The 20,742-nt window shown below is 63.4% G+C and carries 21 protein-coding genes; 4 read left to right on the top strand and 17 right to left on the bottom strand.

The features are described from left to right. Positions 1-11 precede the first annotated feature (11 nt). On the bottom strand, positions 12-899 hold the full coding sequence (locus FJ930_RS05975) for a sugar phosphate isomerase/epimerase (RefSeq protein WP_027054376.1): 888 nt from the start codon (positions 897-899) through the stop codon (positions 12-14). Positions 900-1,299: 400 nt separating this feature from the next. On the opposite strand from FJ930_RS05975, the gene FJ930_RS05970 reads away from it, so the two are divergent. From FJ930_RS05970 to FJ930_RS05960, 3 genes are all read left to right on the top strand, one after another. Continuing rightward, complete coding sequence (locus FJ930_RS05970; RefSeq protein WP_141835870.1) at positions 1,300-2,355, top strand: sugar phosphate isomerase/epimerase; 1,056 nt, start codon at positions 1,300-1,302, stop codon at positions 2,353-2,355. Positions 2,356-2,466: 111 nt separating this feature from the next. After that, entirely contained in the window at positions 2,467-3,654 is a 1,188-nt protein-coding gene (locus FJ930_RS05965) for a Gfo/Idh/MocA family oxidoreductase (RefSeq protein WP_140744957.1), read from the top strand. Positions 3,655-3,870: 216 nt separating this feature from the next. Next, complete coding sequence (locus FJ930_RS05960) at positions 3,871-4,722, top strand: sugar phosphate isomerase/epimerase (protein WP_141835868.1); 852 nt, start codon at positions 3,871-3,873, stop codon at positions 4,720-4,722. 239 nt (positions 4,723-4,961) lie between these two features. Here the strand turns inward: FJ930_RS05960 and phnE (FJ930_RS05955) are convergent, their stop codons facing one another. The 13 genes from phnE (FJ930_RS05955) to phnG all read right to left on the bottom strand — a co-directional run bounded on the left by phnE (FJ930_RS05955) (position 4,962) and on the right by phnG (position 15,788). Next, positions 4,962-6,329, bottom strand: coding sequence for a phosphonate ABC transporter, permease protein PhnE (gene phnE, locus FJ930_RS05955; protein ID WP_141835851.1), 1,368 nt, complete (start codon positions 6,327-6,329; stop codon positions 4,962-4,964). Positions 6,330-6,332: 3 nt separating this feature from the next. Beyond that, positions 6,333-7,289, bottom strand: a complete 957-nt coding sequence (phnE, locus tag FJ930_RS05950) for a phosphonate ABC transporter, permease protein PhnE (protein ID WP_141835848.1) — start codon at positions 7,287-7,289, stop codon at positions 6,333-6,335. Between the two features lie 55 nt (positions 7,290-7,344). Beyond that, entirely contained in the window at positions 7,345-8,253 is a 909-nt protein-coding gene (gene phnD / locus FJ930_RS05945) for a phosphonate ABC transporter substrate-binding protein (RefSeq protein ID WP_140744953.1), read from the bottom strand. A gap of 146 nt (positions 8,254-8,399) precedes the next feature. Then, positions 8,400-9,257 carry a phosphonate ABC transporter ATP-binding protein gene (phnC, locus tag FJ930_RS05940; RefSeq protein ID WP_140744952.1) on the bottom strand — a complete coding sequence of 286 codons (858 nt, stop codon included), beginning with the start codon at positions 9,255-9,257 and terminating at the stop codon, positions 8,400-8,402. 137 nt (positions 9,258-9,394) lie between these two features. Beyond that, positions 9,395-10,105, bottom strand: coding sequence for a DUF1868 domain-containing protein (locus FJ930_RS05935; protein ID WP_141835845.1), 711 nt, complete (start codon positions 10,103-10,105; stop codon positions 9,395-9,397). A gap of 87 nt (positions 10,106-10,192) precedes the next feature. Next, positions 10,193-10,810 (bottom strand): DapH/DapD/GlmU-related protein, encoded by a 618-nt coding sequence (locus FJ930_RS05930; protein WP_141835843.1) that lies wholly within the window; start codon positions 10,808-10,810, stop codon positions 10,193-10,195. Continuing rightward, the gene (gene phnL / locus FJ930_RS05925; protein WP_141835840.1) at positions 10,807-11,514 is read right to left on the bottom strand and encodes a phosphonate C-P lyase system protein PhnL; all 708 of its coding nucleotides are present in this window, start codon (positions 11,512-11,514) and stop codon (positions 10,807-10,809) included. The genes FJ930_RS05930 and phnL overlap by 4 nt, the downstream gene beginning before the upstream one ends. A gap of 2 nt (positions 11,515-11,516) precedes the next feature. Beyond that, the gene (gene phnK, locus FJ930_RS05920) at positions 11,517-12,293 is read right to left on the bottom strand and encodes a phosphonate C-P lyase system protein PhnK (RefSeq protein ID WP_015315654.1); all 777 of its coding nucleotides are present in this window, start codon (positions 12,291-12,293) and stop codon (positions 11,517-11,519) included. Further along, positions 12,290-13,189 (bottom strand): alpha-D-ribose 1-methylphosphonate 5-phosphate C-P-lyase PhnJ, encoded by a 900-nt coding sequence (locus tag FJ930_RS05915; RefSeq protein WP_141835837.1) that lies wholly within the window; start codon positions 13,187-13,189, stop codon positions 12,290-12,292. The genes phnK and FJ930_RS05915 overlap by 4 nt, the downstream gene beginning before the upstream one ends. Then, positions 13,186-13,605 carry a FosX/FosE/FosI family fosfomycin resistance hydrolase gene (gene fosX, locus FJ930_RS05910; protein WP_141835834.1) on the bottom strand — a complete coding sequence of 140 codons (420 nt, stop codon included), beginning with the start codon at positions 13,603-13,605 and terminating at the stop codon, positions 13,186-13,188. The genes FJ930_RS05915 and fosX overlap by 4 nt, the downstream gene beginning before the upstream one ends. Further along, positions 13,602-14,714, bottom strand: a complete 1,113-nt coding sequence (locus FJ930_RS05905; RefSeq protein WP_141835832.1) for a carbon-phosphorus lyase complex subunit PhnI — start codon at positions 14,712-14,714, stop codon at positions 13,602-13,604. The genes fosX and FJ930_RS05905 overlap by 4 nt, the downstream gene beginning before the upstream one ends. A 1-nt stretch (position 14,715) precedes the next feature. Beyond that, positions 14,716-15,327 carry a phosphonate C-P lyase system protein PhnH gene (gene phnH, locus FJ930_RS05900; protein ID WP_141835829.1) on the bottom strand — a complete coding sequence of 204 codons (612 nt, stop codon included), beginning with the start codon at positions 15,325-15,327 and terminating at the stop codon, positions 14,716-14,718. Continuing rightward, positions 15,327-15,788 carry a phosphonate C-P lyase system protein PhnG gene (gene phnG / locus FJ930_RS05895; RefSeq protein ID WP_141835827.1) on the bottom strand — a complete coding sequence of 154 codons (462 nt, stop codon included), beginning with the start codon at positions 15,786-15,788 and terminating at the stop codon, positions 15,327-15,329. The genes phnH and phnG overlap by 1 nt, the downstream gene beginning before the upstream one ends. A 118-nt stretch (positions 15,789-15,906) precedes the next feature. On the opposite strand from phnG, the gene phnF reads away from it, so the two are divergent. Beyond that, positions 15,907-16,656 (top strand): phosphonate metabolism transcriptional regulator PhnF, encoded by a 750-nt coding sequence (phnF, locus tag FJ930_RS05890; protein ID WP_141835824.1) that lies wholly within the window; start codon positions 15,907-15,909, stop codon positions 16,654-16,656. Positions 16,657-16,988: 332 nt separating this feature from the next. Here phnF and FJ930_RS05880 read toward each other — a convergent pair whose 3' ends face one another. The 3 genes from FJ930_RS05880 to FJ930_RS05870 form a co-directional block, all read right to left on the bottom strand. Then, the gene (locus tag FJ930_RS05880; RefSeq protein ID WP_141835821.1) at positions 16,989-18,008 is read right to left on the bottom strand and encodes a zinc-binding alcohol dehydrogenase family protein; all 1,020 of its coding nucleotides are present in this window, start codon (positions 18,006-18,008) and stop codon (positions 16,989-16,991) included. Between the two features lie 76 nt (positions 18,009-18,084). Further along, the gene (locus FJ930_RS05875) at positions 18,085-19,053 is read right to left on the bottom strand and encodes an ABC transporter permease (RefSeq protein WP_141835819.1); all 969 of its coding nucleotides are present in this window, start codon (positions 19,051-19,053) and stop codon (positions 18,085-18,087) included. Continuing rightward, the gene (locus tag FJ930_RS05870; protein WP_141835816.1) at positions 19,050-20,603 is read right to left on the bottom strand and encodes a sugar ABC transporter ATP-binding protein; all 1,554 of its coding nucleotides are present in this window, start codon (positions 20,601-20,603) and stop codon (positions 19,050-19,052) included. Before FJ930_RS05870 ends, FJ930_RS05875 begins: the two co-directional genes overlap by 4 nt. Positions 20,604-20,742: the final 139 nt, after the last annotated feature.

Below are 20,742 nucleotides of genomic sequence, written 5' to 3'. Positions count from 1 at the left end.
GAGACAGTCGACTACTTGATCAGCGGCAGCAGCGTTTCGGCGGTGATGCGCATCTGGTCGGTGTAGAATTTCTCGGTGAGCACGCTGGAGCCATGGTCCTGGATGAACTTCAGCTGCTCGGGCGAGATATCGACCGGGTGGCGCTCGACCATGTCGGGATAGGGGGCCGCCGGCGTGCGGTCGACCGGGGCCACGAACTCGTTGGTCAGCGCGCCGTCGTAGCCGACTTCCTTCAAGGTGGCGACGATCCTTGGCCAGTCGATCTGGCCGAGGCCGGCGGCGAAGCGGTTGTTGTCGGCGACATGGAAGTCGAACAGCCGCTTTCCGACCTGCCGGATGGCGTCATGGACGTTAAATTCCTCCATGTGGATATGGTAGGCGTCGAGGCAGACGCCGCATTCGGGACTGACCGCGTCAGCCAGTGCCAGCGCCTGGGCGCCGCGATTGAACAGATAGGTCTCGAAGCGGTTGAGCGGCTCGACCGCAATCTTGACACCGACCTTCTTGGCGTGGGTGAAGCATTCGCGGGTTGCGTCGACCACCCACTTCCATTCCTCTTCCTCGGTGCCGTCAGGCACCACCTTGCCGACCGTGGCCGGAACCAGGGTGATGATCTCGCCATCGAGTTCGCTGACCATGGTCAGCACGTCCTTGACATACTGCACGGAGCGCTCGCGCTGGCCCTGGTTCCTGGCGGCAAGGTTGCGCTCGCCCAGCATCAAGGTCACCGCACCCCAGCAGCGGATGCCATGCTCCTTCAAGAGCGCCCGCGTCTCCTTGGTTTTGTATTGCTCGGGCTCGCCGGAAATCTCGATCGACTCATAGCCGAATTTCTTGATGCGCTTGAGCGTGGTCTCCAGGGGTTCCGCGCGCATCCAGTTGTGCGTCGAAAGATGCATGGTCTGTCCTTCCCAAATTCGTCCGTATGGTTTGCCTGCGACATGCATCGCCGAAAGACGACGCAAGCGTTCCTCCCCAAGGCATCCCCAGCCCCTTTCCCGCAAACTGGTTAGACCAATTGGGCCTGAGGCGAGGTCTACAGCAAATTCTCCTGAACGGCAAGAAGCGTGGCGGTGTAACTCGACATGCGAATTATTCCATTGATTGTATTGCGATATATGCCGATATCCTGGATGCACGGAGGGCTTGGCCGAACCATTGTGAGGCTTGACCAAATTCCCCTATTTGGTAATACCAGAATGGCAGTGCCTGCAAAGCGCACGATGCGAAAGACCAAAGTGGCTGGCCCTGTTTCCAATCAGCGCTATGCTTGGTCGTACAAAGAAGGGGAGGATGCCGATGCCGACGACGATGAAGGGTCCCGGGCTGTTTCTGGCGCAGTTCGCGGGCGATGCCGCGCCATTCAATTCGCTGGCCTCGATCACCAAATGGGCGGCCGGTCTCGGCTACAAGGGCGTGCAAATCCCGACCTGGGACCGACGCCTGTTCGACCTTCAGAAGGCGGCGTCCTCCAAGGTCTATTGCGACGAGGTGAAGGGCATCTGTGCCGATGCCGGCGTGGAGATCACCGAATTGTCGACGCATCTGCAGGGTCAATTGGTGGCGGTGCATCCGGCCTACGACACGCAGTTCGACGGCTTTGCGCCGGCTTCGGTGCACAATAGTCCCCAGGCGCGGCAGAAATGGGCGGTCGAGCAGATGACATTCGGGGCCAAGGCATCACGCAACCTTGGGCTCGATGCCTCGGTGACTTTCTCCGGCGCGCTGGCCTTTCCTTACCTCTACCCCTGGCCGCAGCGGCCCGCCGGGCTGATCGAGGAGGCATTCGCCGAACTCGGCAAGCGGTGGAAGCCGATCCTCGATGTCTATGAGGACAATGGGGTCGATGTCGGCTATGAAATCCATCCCGGCGAAGACGTGTTCGACGGCGCTACCTTCGAGATGTTCCTCGACGCGGTCGGCGGCCACAAGCGCTGCAACATCAATTACGATCCGTCGCATTTCCTTTTGCAGCAGCTCGACTATCTCGAATTCATCGACATCTATCACGAGCGCATCAAGGCCTTCCACGTCAAGGACGCCGAGTTTAACCCGACCGGGCGGCAAGGCGTCTATTCCGGCTATCAGGGTTGGGTCAACCGCGCCGGCCGCTTCCGTTCGCTGGGTGATGGCCAGGTGGATTTCGGCGGCATCTTCTCCAAGCTGACGCAGTACGATTACGATTCCTGGGCAGTGCTGGAATGGGAGTGCTGCCTGAAACATCCCGAGGATGGCGCAGCCGAAGGCGCGCCCTTCATCCAGCATCACATCATCCGTGTGACGGAGAAGGCGTTCGACGATTTCGCCGGCGGCACCACCGACAAGAAGCTGCTGCGCGCAATGATGGGAATTTAGCGCCGGGAGGGATAGGTTCAGGCCGAGATATTCGGCCTGCGACCCCACCCGATCCGCTGCGCGGATCGACCTCCCCTCGAGGGGGAGGTAAGCACAACGAGGGAGACAAAAATGGTCGGTGCATCGAAGTCGGAAACGGGAGGCGGCCCGATCCGCTACGGCATGGTCGGCGGCGGGCAGGGCGCGTTCATCGGCGCGGTGCACCGCATCGCGGCGCGCATGGACAATGATTTCGTGCTGGTTGCCGGTGCGTTGTCGTCCGATCCGGCGCGCGCCAAGGCATCGGCCGCCGAACTCGGACTCGATCCGGACCGCAGCTATGCATCCTATGCCGAGATGGCCAAGGCCGAGGCGAAGCGCCCCGACGGTATCGAGGCGGTGGCCATCGTCACGCCCAACAATGTGCACGTGCCGGCGGCCAAGGCCTTCCTCGAGGCCGGGATTCACGTCATCTGCGACAAGCCGCTGGCGACGACGCTTGCCGAGGCGAAAAAGCTTGCCGCGATCGTCGAGAAGACCGGCAAGGTGTTCGTGCTTACCCATAACTACACCGCCTACCCGATGGTGCGGCAGGCGCGCGAGATGGTGGCCAAGGGCATGCTCGGCGACATCCGCATCGTGCAGTCCGAATATCCGCAGGACTGGCTGACCGAGGATCTCGCCGCCACCGGCCAGAAGCAGGCGTCGTGGCGCGGCGACCCGAAACAAGCGGGCGCCGGCGGGGCTCTGGGCGACATCGGCACGCATGCCTACAACCTTGCTCGCTTCGTTTCCGGGCTGGAGCTGGACTCCCTGTCGGCCGATCTCGATGCCTTCGTGCCGGGACGGCAACTCGACGACAATGTCAACGTCATGCTGCGCTTCAAGCCAAATGGAAAAACGCATCCGGCCAAGGGCATGATCTGGGCAAGCCAGGTGGCGCCGGGTCATGAGAACGGGCTGAAGCTGCGCATCTATGGCTCGAAAGGCGGGCTGGAGTGGGTGCAGGCCGATCCGAACTATCTCTGGTACACACCCTTCGGCCAGCCGAAGCAATTGATCACCCGCAATGGCGCCGGCGCATTGCCGGTGGCTGGCCGCGTCAGCCGCGTGCCGTCGGGCCATCCCGAGGGCTATCTCGAAGGTTTCGCCAACATCTATCAGGAAGCGGCGCGGGCCATCCGTGCGGCGCGCCGCAAGGGTGGCAAGCCGGCAAAGGATGTCGTCTTTCCGACCATCGAGGACGGCGTCGAAGGCATGGCCTTCATCGAAGCCTGCGTGAAGTCGTCGAAGAAGAATGGAGCGTGGACAAAGCTATAGTTTCGACTTCGCTGGGGGAGACCCCCTCACCCGGATTGCCAACCGAATTGCGAAGGGCAATTCGGGGCAATTCGACCTCTCCCCGAGGGGGAGAGGAGGCGTCGGCGCATCTCTCTTCTCCCCTCGGGGAGAAGGTGGCCGCGAAGCGGCCGGATGAGGGGGAGTCGCGAAAACCGGCGGTGCAACCAGCCGGCCGCCAAAAAGGGAGGAGCGTCGATGAAAATCGGCATGTGCATGTTCTTGTGGACGACGGCGGTATCGAAGAAGCACGAGCCGCTGCTTCGCGACATCAAGGCGACAGGCTTCGACGGGGTCGAGATACCGATCTTCGCCGGCACGCCGGACAACTACAGGAAACTGGGCGAGTCGCTTGACCGCATCGGGCTGGAGCGGACCGCTGTATCGGCGATGGGTGATCCGGCGATGAACCTGATCTCGGCCGATGTGGCAACGCGCAGGGCCGGGATCAATTACATGAAATGGGCCGTCGATTGCGCGGATGCACTTGGCGCGCGCACGCTGAGCGGACCGCTGCATTCGACGCTCGGCGCCTTCTCCGGCAGCGGACCGACGGCCGCCGAGAAGAAGCGCTCGGTTGCTTCGCAACGTGCCATCGGCGACCATGCCGGCAAACGGAACGTCACCATCGGGCTCGAGGCGCTGAACCGCTTCGAATGCTATCTCCTCAACACGATGGCCGACCTGTCTGAGCATATCGACGCCATCGACCGGCCGCACATCAGGGCGATGTACGACACTTTCCACGCCAACATCGAGGAGGCCGACCCGATCGGCGCCTATACGAAGCATCGGGGCAACATCGTGCATATCCACATATCGGAGAACGATCGCGGCGTGCCGGGGCGTGGCAACCTCCCGTGGAAGGAGACGTTTTCGGCGATCCGCAAAAGCGGCTATGACGACTGGCTGACGATAGAGGCCTTCGGCCGCTCGCTCAAGGACCTGGCTGCGGCGACCAAGGTGTGGCGCGATTTTTCCGAGACGCCGGAGGCGGTTTATCGGGAGGGGTATAAGCATATCAGGGCTGGGTGGAGGAAGGCAGCTTAAGCCGCTCACTCGTCATCCACGGGCGGAGCGGGAGCGAAGCGGACGCGGAGACCCGAGGATCCACGCCGAGACTTTTCAGCACCGCGACGGTGGCGGTCCTACGGACATTTTTTGACCGTTGTATTTTACCGCGAATGTTCCGGCATGGATCCTCGGGTCTGCGCCGCGTCGCTTCGCTCCTTGCTCCGCCCGTGGATGACGAAGGCGGCGCGGGCCGCTACCAAGCAGGGCGTCGTTGATCACCCCTGCCGGGCCTGGATCCTGTTGTAGTCGTGGATCGTGCGGCTCAGCCGGCGGCGCAGTAAGTTCGAGATGTTGTCGAAGATGAAGACGACCATCAGGATCAGCAGCACCATGTAGAAGACGTTGGCCCAGTTGGAGTTGGTGCGCATCGCTTCCCACAATTTCAGGCCGATCCCGCCGGCGCCGACAGCGCCGATGATGGTGGCGCCGCGCGTGTTGGATTCCCACTGATAGAGCGTCTGGCTGATGAAGATGGGTATCACCTCCGGCATTACGCCGTAACGCTGCACCAGCAAACCGTTGGCACCGGTCGACTTGATGCCTTCGCGCGGTTTGTCGTCGATGTTCTCAAGACCTTCGGAATAGACTTTGCCGAGCGTGCCGATCTCGGTGAAGAAAATCGCCGCGCTGCCGGCCAGCGGCCCGGGGCCGAAGGCGCGGGTGAAGAACAGAGCCCAGATCAGCATGTCGACCGAGCGCATGAAGTCGAAGAAGCGCTTGAGCACCTGGCCGAGCGCGCCGCTCGGCGTGATGTTGCGGGCGGCGAAGAAGGCGAGCGGGAAGGCGACGATGCCGCCGAGCAGTGTGCCCAGGAACGCCATGACGATGGTCTGCAGCAGCTTCGTCCAGACATCGCCGTGCTGCCACTGGGCGTTGTTCCAGATATTGTCGGCGGCAAGCGCGAGGTTCGAGGTACCTGGCTTCAGCTCGGGTCCGGACGCGATCAGCGAAATCACTTCGCCGGCCGGCTTGCCGAAGAAGGGCGAGCGTGTGTCGAAGACGAAATTCGCCCAGCCGAGGAAGCGCTTGCGCACCTTGACGCGGTCGACCGTGACACGAACCTCGCCGACGAAACCCATCCTGGCCACCACCTCGTCATCATGCGCGGTGATCCAGTCCGGTACCTGGCCTTCGACCAGGGGCTTGCCGCTGGTCAGCGAGACGTGAACCGTCTGGCCGTGGGCTGTAATCGTCGCCAGCGTCTTGTCGAAGGTGACGGATTTTGCCGGTCCGTCTATTTGCACGGTGAAAGTGCCGTCCGGGTTCTTGATCACCCAGTCGGGGTTCGGATTATCGCCAAGGGCTGAGAAGCGCGGATATTTCGGCGTGATCTCGGGTTGGTCGAGGCGGAATTCCGGCTGCAGGTCGTAGCTGATCCACTGCGTCAGGAAGAGCGGCAGGCGCTCCCAGTGCGATTCCCTCAGCACCTGAGGCAGGCTGAAGAACCACATGGCATAGACGAGGTATAGCATTGTGCCCGCGACCAGCAACAGCGGGCCGTAGCGCTTGTAGGCCGGGCGACGGAACACCTGCGGGTAACGCTCCTCGATCGACAGGATTTCGTCGGCGGTCATTGTCGACATGATCTACGCTCCCATCATGAAGGCTTGCTCGCCGACCAGCTTGCGACGAAGCCAGGCGGAAAACTGGTCGATGATGAAGATCGTCGTGAACAGCAACAGCACCAATGCCAGCGTCTTGGCGCCGAAACCGCGCGAAATGGACAGTTTGAGTTCCTCGCCGATACCGCCGCCGCCGACCGCGCCGATGATGGTCGACGCACGGACATTGATCTCGACGCGCAGCAGCGTGTAGGACACGAAATTTGGCAATACCTGCGGGAGGTCGGCGAAACGCACCCGCTCGAACCAGTTGGCGCCGACGGCGTGCAGGCCCTCCTCGGCGCGCATGTCGATGTTCTCGTTGATCTCGTAGAACAGCTTGCCGAGCGCGCCGATCGAATGCAGACCGATGGCGATGATGGCGGCGATCGGACCGATCGAAACGATGGCCGCGAACAGGCCGGCAATGACGATCTCGGGAAAGGCGCGCAGCAGTTCCATGAAGCGCTTGACGACGAGCCTCAGCGCCGGATGCGGCGTCAGGTTGCGCGCGGCGATGAAAGAGAACGGCACCGCGAAGATGAAGCCGACGAAGGTCGAGACCAGCGCCACATTTACCGTGATCAGCATCAGCTCGAAATATTCGGGGACATAAAAGGCGCCCCAGACATAGACGCGACCGAGCGGGAAGTTGAATTCCTGCGTGCCAGTGTCATGGGGCGAGGCGATGTCGAATAGTGCCCGCCAGACGTCGTTCCAGTCCTTGGGGACGAGCCAGCTCAGGAAATCCAGAAGGTGGGGAAGCCGGTCGAAGAAATGCCCGGCATTGGCTTCGTCGGCAAACCACATGCTGCCGAACATGGCGGCCAGCAGCAATCCAACGCCGAGCACCGTATAGAGGCGGCGAAGCGATGTCTGGCGCCGCCAGGCGTCGGCCATCGCGTTGGGCGTGCCGGAAGGGGCGGGAACGGAAAGGGTCATGATCGGAGATGCAAAAAGGGCGACACCTTGCGCGCCGCCCTTTTCGATTTCGCCGTTAGCCGCCGATGGCAGCCTTACGGGCTTCGACGATAACACTGTAGAAGTCCGGCTTCACCGGAACGTAGCCGGTGAAATCGCCGCCTTCGACGCCTTCGAAGCAAGCCTTGTCCTTCTTGGGCAGATCGGTGAAGAACGCGGAGAGCTTTGCGGTCATCTCGTCGCCGAGCGCGGTGCGCACGACCAGCGGGCCGTTCGGGATCAGGCCCGAGCGCCAGACTTCGACGAAGTCGTTAGGGTCGACGGCGCCCTTGGCGACTTCCTTGTGGAAGGTGCCGGAGCTGTAGCCGTTCTTGAAGTCGCCGATGCCCGAGGAATCGTCGACCGCGACATCGACCTTGCCGTCGCGCACGGCGAGCACGTTATTCTCGTGGCCACCGTTGAACTGGGTCGAAGCGAAGAACTTGTCGTTCGGCATGCCCGTGGTCTTCGGAATCTGCGTCAGCGGGATCAGATAGCCCGAGGTCGAATCCGGGTCGGCGTAGCCGAGCTTCTTGCCCTTGGCCGACATGATGTCCTTGATGCCCGAGGACTTCAGCGCCATGCCGATCGAGTAATAGCCGGTGGAACCGTCGGTCTGTTTGGTGGTGAGGATCGGGGTAACGGCCTTCGGGTCCTTGAGATAGACGCTGGCATAGCCGGAAGCGCCGAGTTCGGCGAAGTCGAGCGTGCCGCCGAGCAGGCCCTGGATGACGCCATCATAGTCGGCGGCGGGGAACAGCGAGACCTTCTCGAAGCCGAACTCGGTCTTCAGGTGGTCGGCCAGGCACTGGTAGTTGCGCAGGCGGTCGGTCTCGTTTTCACCGCCGAGAATGCCGACGCGGAATTCTTTCATGTCGGCGGCATGGGCCATGCTGGTGGCCATTGCGAGCACCGAAACGGCGCCAAAAATCATTTTCCTGAACATATGACATCTCTCCTGTAGGTTCCGGCCCCGCGCCGGCAGCGTTCTTGATTTTGACGGTGCCCTTGACGCGGGCGGACGATCCAGTACGGCTTTTCTTGGCCCATGATCTTTCCCGAAAAGCGAATTCCACTTTCGGGACTATGGGCTCAGTATCCCGGGAAAGCGGGTTCGAGCGGTCCGGCGGATGCGGCAATCTTTTGTTTGTAGGCAACGCTGGTCGAGGTGATGGCCTCGGAGATTTCGCTGCCATTGGCATCGGCGCCGTAGACAAGACGCACGGCGTCGCGGTCGAGCTCTTCCGGTGGGCCGTCGAAGACGACCTTGCCGGCGGCCATGCCAATGATGCGGCTGCAATAGGCGCGGGCGGTATCGAGCGTATGCAGATTGGTGACGACGGTTATGCCTTCGCGCAGGTTGATGTCCTGCAACGAATCCATCACCACCTTGGCGTTGAGCGGGTCGAGCGAGGCGATCGGCTCGTCGGCGAGGATCACCTTGGGCTGCTGCATCATGGCGCGGGCTATTGCGACGCGCTGCTGCTGTCCGCCCGACAGGGTGCCGGCGGGCTGAAGGGCCGTCCGTGCGATATCGAGACGCTCCAGCGCCGCGACCGCTTCAGCGCATTCGGCGCGCGAGAACATGCCCAGAAGATTGGACAGGGTCGAACGATGGTTCAGCTTGCCGAGCAGCACGTTGGTCAGCACGTCGAGGCGCGGCACCAGGTTGAACTGCTGGAAGATCATGGCGCAGTCGCGCTGCCAGCGCCGCAAGGGCGAACCGCGCAACCGGGAGACCTCGGCGCCGTCAAAAAAAATCGACCCCTGGCTGGGATCGACAAGACGGTTGATCATGCGAAGAAGGGTTGATTTGCCAGCGCCGGAACGGCCAATGACGCCAACCATCTGACCCTGCGGAATCGAAATGCTGACGTCGCTGACGGCGGTGTTCTTGCCAAATCGTCGGCTGACGCCGCGGATTTCGAGCGTGGCGGAAGTTGCTGACATGGGGCCGGGCTCCAGTCCAGTCGCGGTTGAAGGTCTGTTGGGTCTTCGCTAGCGCAGCGCCATGAACCTGCGGTGTCGGATTGATGTCAGTTTTGTTACGACCCACAGGCCTCGTGTCGGGCGCCCGAGGAGCGCGATCAGCCGAGCACCAGCAGTTCCTCGAAATGCTTCATGTCGCGGAATGCGCAGAAAGCGGGAGCCTTGATCTCGATCACCGGTGCCTGCCGCGCGAAAAGCGCGAGGCAATCGTCGAAGAGCACCTGCCAAGCCGCCGCCCTGTCATCCGCAAGCCGTTGGATCTGATAGGCAAAGATTATGTGGAAGACGTAGGTGTCGTGGTCTGGATGCCGGTATCCAAACGGCACCGCCAACGCATCGCGCCATTGGCGCATGATGCGCATGTCGTGGTCAGTCGCACCGGCAACGGTGAGGCCGGTCGGCACCACCTCGACGACCTTGATGTTGAAAGGGCCGAAGCCCTCGAAATCTTTCAGCCGTTCCAGATAGAGGCGGGTCATGGCGTCGATGCTGGTATCGAGCGGCACGTCCTGCGGCCAGTAGGGCAAGCGGCGGCGATATTCGATGATACCCTGGAACAGCGTCATGTGCAGGCTGGACACTGGCGTGAAGGCCAGCCTGTCGGCATCGGGCATGGCCAGCATCCGCTCGCGCACCGCAAGCCCCACGGCTTCGGACGGCGAACCGCTGACGAGATGGCTGACGACCGTGTTGCCGGGCTCGATCAGGAAATTGCCCGACGCATCGTAGCGTGTGCCGAGATGCGCTGGCGGGGTCGGGTTGGAGCCGGCAAAGAATCCGGCGAGCGATGGTCTGACAGTGTCGAGCATGGCGATCTCCTTGGGGAGATGGCCTCCTGTCCGAGTCCTGTGTCAAGGGTATGAAACGGACGTCCTCCTCAACAACGATGCACTGGGTTATCCGCCGTACTTCTCCAGAAACGCCTCGGCCTCGAGTTCGCGAAAATCGTCGAGCGAAGCGCGCAGTCTGGCATGGTCCCAGTCCCACCAGGCAAGTGCCTGGTAGCGTTCCGCGGTGCGGCGGTCGAAGCGCTCCCGGATCGGCTTTGCCGGAACGCCGGCGACGATGGTGTAGGGGGCAACATCTTTCGAGACCACCGCGCCCGCGCCGACCGCCGCGCCGTCGCCGACGGTGACGCCGGGCAAAATGGTCGAGCCGTGACCGAGCCAGGTGTCGTGGCCAATGGTGACCCGTTTGGCGCGGCGCTGGGCGAAGAATTCGCTCTCGTGCTCGGCGTCGTCCCAATAGTCCGAAGCGCGGTAGGTGAAATGGTGCAGCGTCGGCCGCCATGTCGGGTGGTTGGTGGCGTTGAGGCGCACGCTTGCCGCGATGTTGGCAAACTTGCCGATCGTCGCGCACCAGACGGCGCAGTCCTGCATTATGTAGGAATAGTCGCCGAGTTCGCTCTCCGAAACCCGGCTGCGGTCGGCGATCTCGGTCCAGCGGCCGAGTGTCGAATTGTGTACCTCCGCCGTCGGGTGGACCAACGGTGTCTCGGATAACTTCCTGGTCATGCGGCGAGTTTTCCCGGAGCGAAAGCTGTCACATCGATGACGCGGTCGGCGACCGCCTTGCGCACGTCGTGGTCGTGGAAGATGCCGAGCAGGGCGACGCCCGCCGACTTCTTGGCGGCGATGAGCTCGATCACCACGTCGCGGTTCCTGGCGTCGAGCGAAGCGGTCGGCTCGTCGAGCAACAGGATCGGATGCTCGGTGATGAAGCCGCGCGCTATATTGACGCGCTGCTGCTCGCCGCCGGAGAAGGTCGCCGGCGGCAGCGCCCACAGTTTCTCCGGCAAATTGAGCTGCGCCAGCAAAGCGCGCGCCTTGCCTCTGGCCACTTCGCGTTCTTCGCCGCGCTCGACCAGCGGTTCGGCAACGACATCGAGCGCCGAGACGCGCGGCACGGTGCGCAGGAACTGGCTGACATAGCCGATGGTTTGCCGGCGCACGGCAAGCACGGTGCGTGGGCTGGCATTGGCGAGATCGATCAGGCCGCCTTCATGGCTGACGATGATCTGGCCTTCATCGACGGCATAGTTGCCGTAAAGCATCTTCAGGATCGAGCTCTTGCCGGCACCGGAGGGGCCGCCCAGCACCGTGCATTCGCCAGCCTTGATCGAGAACGAAACAGCGGCGACGACTGGCAATTTGATACCGTCGCGCAGATGCATGGTGAAGCTTTTCGCGACATCGGAGACAACGAGGGGCGTCGGCATGATCAGACCTGCAGGATCGAGGAGACGAGAAGCTGGGTGTAGGGCGCGCGCGGGTCGTCGAGCACGCGGTCGGTGAGGCCGCTTTCGACGACACGGCCGTCCTTCATCACCATCATGCGTTGCGACAGAAGCCGAGCCACGGCAAGGTCGTGGGTAACGACGATTGCGGCCAGGCCAAGATCGGTGACGAGCCCGCGCAAGAGATCAAGCAGGCGCGCCTGCACGGAAACATCGAGGCCGCCGGTCGGCTCATCCATGAACACCAGCCGTGGACCGGTGACGAGATTGCGGGCGATCTGCAGACGCTGGCGCATGCCGCCGGAAAAGGCGCGCGGTTCGTCATCGATGCGGTCTTCCTCGATCTCGACGCGCGACAGCCAGTCGACGGCGGTGGCGCGGATCTTGCCGTAGTGCCGGTCGCCGACGGCCATCAGCCGTTCGCCGACATTGGCGCCGGCCGACACGGTCATGCGCAGGCCGTCGGCTGGGTTCTGATGGACAAAACCCCAGTCGGTGCGCATCAGGAAGCGGCGCTCGGCCTCGCTCATGCGGTAGAGCTCGCGGAACTGGCCGTCGCGCATACGATAGCTGGCGGTGCCGGAGGAAGGCAAAAGCCGGGTTGACAGGCAGTTGAGCAGCGTCGTCTTGCCGGAACCGGACTCGCCGACGACAGCCAGAACCTCGCCCGGCCACAGGTCGAACGAAACGTTGTCGCAGCCGACTCGCGACCCGTAGAATTTGGAAAGCGCCGAAACGCGTAGCAGCGGTTCGTCGGTCATTGTGCCGGCTCCATTTTTTCCGAGGCGAGGTGGGTTTCAGGGGCAAGATGACCGCGATGGCCGTCTTCGCGCCGCTTCTCGCAATGGTCGGTGTCGGAGCAGACGAACATGTGGCCGCCATGGTCGTCGAGGATGACCTCATCGAGATAGACATTCTCGGCTCCGCACAGCGCGCAGGGCTGGTCGAAGGTCTGTATCTCGAATGGATGGTCCTCGAAGTCGAGGCTGACGACGTCGGTGAAGGGCGGCACCGCGTAGATGCGCTTTTCGCGGCCGGCGCCGAACAGCTGCAGGGCCGGCGAGCGATGCATTTTCGGGTTGTCGAATTTCGGCGTCGGTGAGGGGTCCATCACATAGCGCCCCTCGACCTTGACCGGATAGGCATAGGTGGTGGCGATGCGGCCGTGCTTGGCGATGTCCTCGTAGAGTTTCACATGCATGAGGCCGTATTCCTCCAGCGCGTGCATTTTGCGCGTTTCGGTTTCGCGCGGTTCGAGGAAGCGCAGGGGTTCCGGGATCGGCACCTGATAGACCAGCACCTGGCCCGCGGTCAGCGGATGTTCGGGGATGCGGTGGCGGGTCTGGATGATGGTTGCCTTGGCGGTCTCTGTGGTGACGGCGACATCGGCGACCTTCTTGAAGAAGGCGCGGATCGAGACCGCATTGGTGGTGTCGTCGGCGCCCTGGTCGATGACCTTCAGCACATCGTCGGGGCCGATGATCGAAGCGGTGACCTGGACGCCGCCGGTGCCCCAGCCGTAGGGCATCGGCATTTCGCGCGAGGCGAACGGCACCTGGTAACCGGGGATGGCGATGCCTTTCAGGATCGCGCGGCGGATCATCCGCTTGGTCTGTTCGTCGAGGTAGGCGAAGTTGTAGGTGGCGATGTCGGTCATGCTGAGACTTCCAGTCCTTTGGCATAGCGCGCCAGCCGCTGGTTGAGCGTCCCGGTGTGCAGTTCGAACATGTGGTTGTCGTCGTCGTAGAAATAGATCGAGCGGCCTTCGCCCTCGACGCGTGGGCGCGGCGGGCGCATCTCCAGCCCGAGCTTGCCGACGCGCTCGGCATAGCGGTCGAAATCGGCATCATCGATCTTGAAGGCGACGTGATTGTAGCTGCGCTCCGGCAGCGGCTTGCCTTCCATGATGGCGATCCAGATGTCGCCGATCAGGAAGAATTTTTCGCGCGACAGCGAGAACTGTTCGGCGTCGCTGGCATAGACCTCGCGCGCATCGAACACGCCCTCGAGAATCCTGGTCATCCGGTCGAGATCGCGCACGATGAAGGTCATGTGGGACAGGCCGTCGATCATTCCGCGGCCTCCCTTTTCTCTTCGGCCTTCATGGGGTTTTCGCGGGCCTCGTATTCGGCGCGCATGCGGCGCACCAGGTCGAGTTCGGCCTGGAAGTCGACATAGTGCGGGAGCTTCAGATGCTCGACGAAGCCGGTCGCCTGGACATTGTCGGAGTGCGAGATGACGAACTCCTCATCTTGGGCGGCGGCGACGATGTCCTCGCCGAGTTCGGAGGCGCGCAGCGCCCGGTCGCACAGCGCCATGGCCATCGCCTTGCGCTCGCTCTGGCCGAAGACGAGGCCGTAGCCGCGGGTGAATTGCGGCGGCGCCTTGGCCGATCCCTTGAACTGGTTGACCATCTGGCATTCGGTGACACGCACCGTGCCGAGCGGCACGGCAAAGGGCAGTTCGGGAACGTCAAGCTCCAGCTCGACCTCGCCGATGCGGATCTCGCCGACGAAGGGGTGGTTGCGGGCATAGCCGCGCTGGGTGGAATAGCCGAGCGCCAGGAGAAAACCCTCGTCGCCGCGCGACAGCGCCTGCAGGCGGATGTCGCGTGCCATCGGGAATTCCAGCGGCTCGCGGGTGATGTCGCCCGGGACATGGTCCTGCGGCATCTCGCCATCCGGTTCGATCAGCCCTTCCCGGGCGAGGATCGCAGAGACGCGCGGCATGGCCGGCGCTTCCGTCTCGCGCCGCAAGGGCTCGGCCACATCGGCGCCTGCGGCCAGTTCGGGATCGAGCAGCCGGTGGGTGTAGTCGAAGGTCGGGCCGAGCAACTGGCCGCCGGGCAGGTCCTTGTAGGTCGCCGAGACCCGCCGCTCGACCAGCATCGTGCCGGTGTCGATCGGGTTGCTGTAGCCGAAGCGCGGCAGCGTGGTGCGATAGGCGCGCACCAGGAAGATCGCCTCGATCATGTCGCCGCGCGCTTGGACGATGGCGAGCGCGGCGAGTTCACGGTCATAAAGCGAGCCTTCGCTCATCACCCGGTCGACTCCCAGCGCCAGCTGCTCGACGATCTGATCGAGGCGCAGCGCCGGCACTGAACGGTCGCCGCGCCTGCGGTCGGCAAGCAGGCTGTGGGCGTTGGCGATTGCGGCCTCGCCGCCTTTTACCGCGACATACATCTTATGCCTCCATCGTCTTGATGCGCGTCGTGCGCGGCAGGCAGGCTATGCCTTCCGACGTGGCGAGGATGATGTCGACGCCGCGCGGAAAGCGCTTGGTATTCTGCTTCCACTGCTCGATGAAATGACGCGGCATCTGCGCCGGCGCGATCGTGGCGCTGGTTTCGATGCCGGGGCCTTCGAGTAGCAGCGGGGTGCCGGAAGCGAGATCGCCGACCTGCAGGATCAGCGTGGTTGACCGGTCGGGATAGTCCTGCGTGCCCTGCGAAAAGCCGTCGAGCGCCATCAACTCGGCGGGTGTGGCGACAAAGGCGAAATGCGCGTCGGCAGGCGTGTTGGCCAGCGGCGCGCCAGTGTGGAAGCCAAGCCAGGAGATGACCGCCGCGGAGGCGTGCAGGGCCGGGTCGAGCCAGAGCGGCGTGTCGCTGTCGCAGAGCGCCAGCGCGATGGCGCCGGCGGTTGCCGAAAGCGGCGCCGGCGGGCGGGCAAGGACCGCCAGGGGCTGCACGCTGCCCGGCCGCGCCATCGCGTCCATGATCGCGCGAAAAACGGTCTGGGCGTTGAAGACCGGATCGGCGAAACCGCCCTCGATCGATTGCGCTGCGATGTCCATCAGTCTTCTCCGCGAACCATGGTGAAGAAATCCACCTTCGTTGCCGCGGTCTCGGCGCGGCGTTTTTCATCGGTAGTGGCGAGCGCCGCCCGCAGAGGCGCGATCAGCCTGGTCTCGACCTCGGTGCGGCGGGCAGGGTCCTGCCACAGCGCGTCGGCGATGGCCGCCAGCTTCGCCTTTTGCTTGTCGCGGCCAAGCGCGTAGCAATGGCCGACCTGTCCGGACGGCAGACGGACAGTGGCGCGGGTGACGGTCGCCTCGCCGACATTGAATGGCGCGCCGCCGCCGCCGATGCGGCCGCGTAGCGTGACCAGGCCCGTCTCGGGACCGCGCAGCAGCTCGGCTTGCGAAGGCAGGCCAGCCTCGTTCCAGAGCCGGACGATGTCGTCGCCGCTCGATTGCGCCAGCGTCGCCATGGCGGCCTTCCGCTCGGCCTGGTCCCGGGCTTCCTGTCCTCGCATACGGTGCATTCCTCTTGGCTAAATTTGTCTATTGATATAGACAACTATACAAATTATACATATTACCTAACGCGAGTCCATGACGGGTGGATGACAAGCGACAGAGTAGGGGCGATTCATGACCGGGCGACAGGAGGCCGACAGCATCGAGCGGCGCAGCGGCGTTTCGTTGTGGCGCCAGATCGCCGACAGGATTCTGCAATCGATCGCCATCGGCGATTTCGCCGAGAATGCCGCGCTGCCGCCCGAAATGGCGCTGGCCGGACGCTATGGCGTCAACCGTCACACGGTGCGCAGCGCCATATCGGCCCTTGTCCAGGAAGGGGTTTTGCGGGCCGAGCAGGGACGCGGCACCTTTGTCTTGTCGCGCAAGCGGCTCTCCTATCCGATCGGCGCGCGCACACGCTTTTCAACAGGCCTGCAGGGGCAGACGTCGGAACGGCACATCGTGCTGCTTGCCTCCTCGGTCGAGCCTGCCAGCCAGCGAGTCGCGGAGGGGCTCGGGCTAGCCAGGGGGACCGAGGTGATAAGGCTGGAGACACGCGGCGAAGCCGATGGACGGCCGGTATCGCGCGCCGCCGGCTGGTTCGATGCCAGGCGCTTTGCCGGTATCGACAAAGCCATGGCTGAGACAGGATCGGTCACGGCGTCGCTGGCGCGTTTCGGCATAGACGATTATCTCCGGCAATCGACCGTGCTATCGGCTCGCCATGCCGATGCGGCCGACCTTGCCGACCTCGACCTGCAGCCCGGCGCCATCGTGCTGGTCACGGTGGCCGTCAATGTCACGCCAGACGGACAGCCGATCCAGTTTTCCGAGTCGCGCTTTCCGGCCGAACGGGTCGAGCTCAAACTGTCGGCGCTGTAGGGAGTGCCGGCCTTATACGAAACCGTCTGATTCACGCCGATATCAGATCAGCTCGGTCGCGCTCACTTGTCAGCGGCTTGGCGTTTGAGGACCGCCTTCCCCCACTCCGTCTCGGCTTCGCCGAGCCACCTCTCCCCCCTCCGGAGGGAGAGGAAGGGAGTCCGCTGGCGACGAGAGAAGGAGGGACGCTTGTTGAGGAGCGTTGGCTGGAAGAGGTTCGCACCCTTCCTCTGCCCCGTCGATCGGGGGAGAGGTGGCTCGGCGAAGCCGAGACGGAGTGGGGGTCGATCTTCGCGGGGCGTCAATACGGGCCGGGTTCACGGCCTGCCATGTTATGACCGCACCTCGATCACGGCCTTAATCAGGCCGGATTTCTCGTGCGCCCAGCGGGCGAGATCGGACGGCGTATCGGCCAATGTCGTCCGGTGGGTAACCAGCTTGGCCAACGGCACGGCGCCGCTGCGGATCGAAGCGGCGACATGATCGAAGTCGGCGCGCAAGGCATTGCGGCTGCCGATCAGCGTCATCTCCCGTTTGTGGAACTCCGGGTCGGAGAAGGCGATGTCATCCTTGACGACGCTGACCAGCACCAGGGTCCCGCCATGCGCGACATGGGCAAAGGCCGACTGCACCGACTGGGTGTTGCCGGTGGCGTCGAAGACCACGTCGAACCCTTCGCCTGACGTCGCCTCCCTGACCAGATCGGATGCCGCGCCGTGTGATCCATCGAGGGCTGGGAAGCCGAGTTCGTTCGCGGCAAAATTCAATCTTTCGCTGCTCATGTCGAGCAGCGTCACGTCGGACCCGGCGATGCGGGCGAAGATGGCGGTGCCAAGCCCGATCGGGCCGGCGCCGATGACCAGCGTGCGGGCGCCGGGGTCGGCGCGCGAGCGCCGCACGGCATGCGCGCCGATGGCCAGGAACTCCACGGCGGCGGCGTCGGCGAGCGACAGGCCGTTGGCCGGGTAGAGGTTTTGCGCCGGCACCAGGATCTGGTCGCACATGGCGCCGTCGCGATGGACGCCGAGCACTTCGATCCGCACACAGCAGTTCGGCTTGCCATGCCGGCAGGCGATGCACTTGCCGCAGGACAGATAGGGGTTGACGACCACCGGTTCGCCAATGGCCAGATCGACGCCTTCACCGGTCTCGACGATCGTCCCCGACACCTCGTGGCCCATGATGCGGGGGTAGGCGAGGAACGGGTGCTTGCCTTCGAAGATATGATAGTCGGTGCCGCAGATGCCGACATGGCTGACCGCCACCAGCGCCCAGCCGGGAGGTGGCGAGCCGGGCGCGGGGTGGTCTTCCAGGACAAGGTCGCCGGGTGAGCGGCAGACTACGGCTCTCATATTTCGGTCCAGTCGGTTTTACGAAAACGCCGGCCCGTCTCGATACCGGACCGGCGATCGATTTTCGGTTCGTTGACTACTTGCCGCCGCGGCGGCGCAGACCGTCGAAATAGACGATGACGATGATCAGTACGCCGGTGATGACACGCTGCCAGAAGGCGTTGACGTTGAGCAGGTTGGCACCGTTGTTGATGGTGGCGAGAATGAAGGCGCCGAGCAGTGGTCCGTGCACCGAGCCGACGGCGCCGAACAGCGAGGTGCCGCCGATCACCGACGAGGCGATCGCCTGCAGTTCCCAGCCCTCGGCCTGGGTCGGATTGCCGATGCCGATGCGCGACGCGAGCAGCACGCCGACGAACGCCGCGCAGAGACCCGACAGCGTGTAGGCCATGAAGATGGTGCGCTGGACATTGACGCCCGACAGTCGCGAAGCCTCGGCGTTCGAGCCGACCGAAAAGAGATAACGGCCCCAGCGGCTGTGATGCAGGAAGACGTAAGCGGGTATGCCGACCAGGAGGACCATCCAGAACAGATTGGGGATGCCGAAGAAGGAGTTGCGCGAGAATTCCTGGAAGGCATCGTTGTTGATCGAGATCGAATTGCCATTGGTCATCAAAAGGCCGATGCCCCGCAGCGACGTCAGGGTCGCCAGGGTGATGATGAAGGGCGGGAGGCCCATCTTGACGATGCCAAAGCCATGGAAGAGGCCGATGGCGACGCCGACCAGCAGGGTGAGCAGGATGGCGAGGAAGACCGGGATGCCGGCATTGATCAGCATCGCCGCAATAACGGTGGCGAAGCCGACCACGGCGCCGACGGATAGATCGATGCCGCCGGTGATGATGACGAAGGTCTGGCCGACAGCCAGGATGGCGATCATCGAGCCTTGACGCAAAAGGTTCGAGATGTTGTTGGCCGAAGCGAAGCTCGATGTCGCCAGCGACAGGATGATCCAGAGCAGCACCAGCAGCGCCAGCAGCGTCAACCCGAACAGGGCGTTATAGTTGCGCTTCGGTTTTTCGGCAGGAATCGCCTCGGTGCTCATATCTTTCCTCCCAGCTTTTCTTGTTTCTCGGCGAGCGCCTGTGTGAGAATGTCCTCGTGATCGGCGGTGCGAAACCCATGCGTCGCCACCAGCTTGCCGCGGCGGAACACGTGCAGCGTGTCGGCCAGTTCATAGACCTCCGGCAAATAGGACGAGATCAGAATGATGCCGGCGCCTTTCGACAGGAGCGCGCTGAACAGGCGGTAGATCTCGGCCTTGGTGCCCACGTCGACGCCGACCGTCGGCTCGTCGAAGATGAACAACTTGGCGCCGTGGGCCAGCCACTTGCCGATGACGATCTTCTGCTGGTTACCGCCCGACAGGCTGGAGGCCAATGCATTGCGTGTCGGCGTCTTGATCCTGAGATCGGCGATCTGGCGGTCGGCCTGGGTCTTTTCCTGGGCGCCGGAGATCAAGAGATTGTTGGAGATGCGCTTGTAGATCGGCAGGTTGAGGTTGAGGCCAACCGGCAGGTTGAGGCAGAGGCCCTGGTCGCGGCGGCTTTCCGGCGCCAGCGCCATGCCGAGCCTGATTGCGTCGTGCTCGGAATTGATCTGGACGTCCTTGCCCTTCCACAGGATCTGGCCGGCCGATTTGCGGTGGCGGCCGTAGAGCGTGGTGACGAATTCGCTGCGTCCGGCGCCGATCAGGCCGTAGAGCCCGACGATCTCGCCGGCGCGCACCGTCATCGACACGTTCTCGAAGCCCTTGCCCGAGAGGTTCCTGGCCTCGATGATCGCGGCACCCGGCGTGAAATGCTCCTTGTGGTAGATCTGCTCGATCGAGCGGTTGATCATCAGCTTGACCAGTTCGGCGTCGTTGGTCTCACTGATGTTCCTCGTGCCGACCAGCGTGCCGTCGCGCAGCACGGACACGCGATCGGCCAGTTCGAAGACTTCCTCCATGCGGTGGCTGATGTAGATGATCGTCACGCCCTCGGACTTCAGTCGGCGGATCAGGGTGAAGAGCTGGTCGGCCTCCTTGCGGGTCAGGTAGGCGGTCGGCTCGTCGAAGATCAGGAATTTGGTGCCGCGCACGGTGGCGCGGGCGGCGGCGATCAGCTGCTGCTGGCCGATGGTGAGGTCGCCGAGCACGACATGCGCCGGCAGGTCGAAGCCGAGACCGTCGATGATCTTCTGCGCATCCTTGACCATGGCGCGCTGCTGCAGGATGCCGAAGCGCGAGTTCTCCTCGCCGAGGAACATGTTGGCGGCGACGGTCAGATGACGGCAGAGCACGACTTCCTGGTGCACCGCGTTGATGCCCAGCGCCATCGCCTCGTGAGGGGTCGCGAGCGCCGCCGGCTTGCCTTCCCAGATCACCTCGCCGGAGGTGCGTGGCATGACGCCGGTCAGCAGCTTGATCAGGGTGGATTTGCCGGCACCATTCTCGCCAACGATGGCGTGGATCTCGCCCGACTTGAAGGCGAGGTTGACCGGCTTCAGCGCGTGGGTGCCCGGATATTTCTTCTCGAGGCCGCGCAGTTCCAGGATCGTTCTGCTGGGCTCCAGCACGGGGGCAGGGTGCAGGTCTTGCGCGGTCGATGTCATGACAATCCTCCCAGACTGGCATCCCAGATTGGCCTCACGATTTGGCGCGCTGCGAGGCTTTGGAACTCTCGCCGGAGCAGCCTAGCTCAAGGCGGCGGATTTCCAAGCGATATGCGTTTGGTTTCCGGGGCACGGGCCC

Source organism: Mesorhizobium sp. B2-4-15, assembly GCF_006658505.1.
In the GTDB taxonomy this organism is placed as follows: domain Bacteria; phylum Pseudomonadota; class Alphaproteobacteria; order Rhizobiales; family Rhizobiaceae; genus Mesorhizobium.
This window is presented reverse-complemented; position numbering and strand designations above follow the sequence as displayed.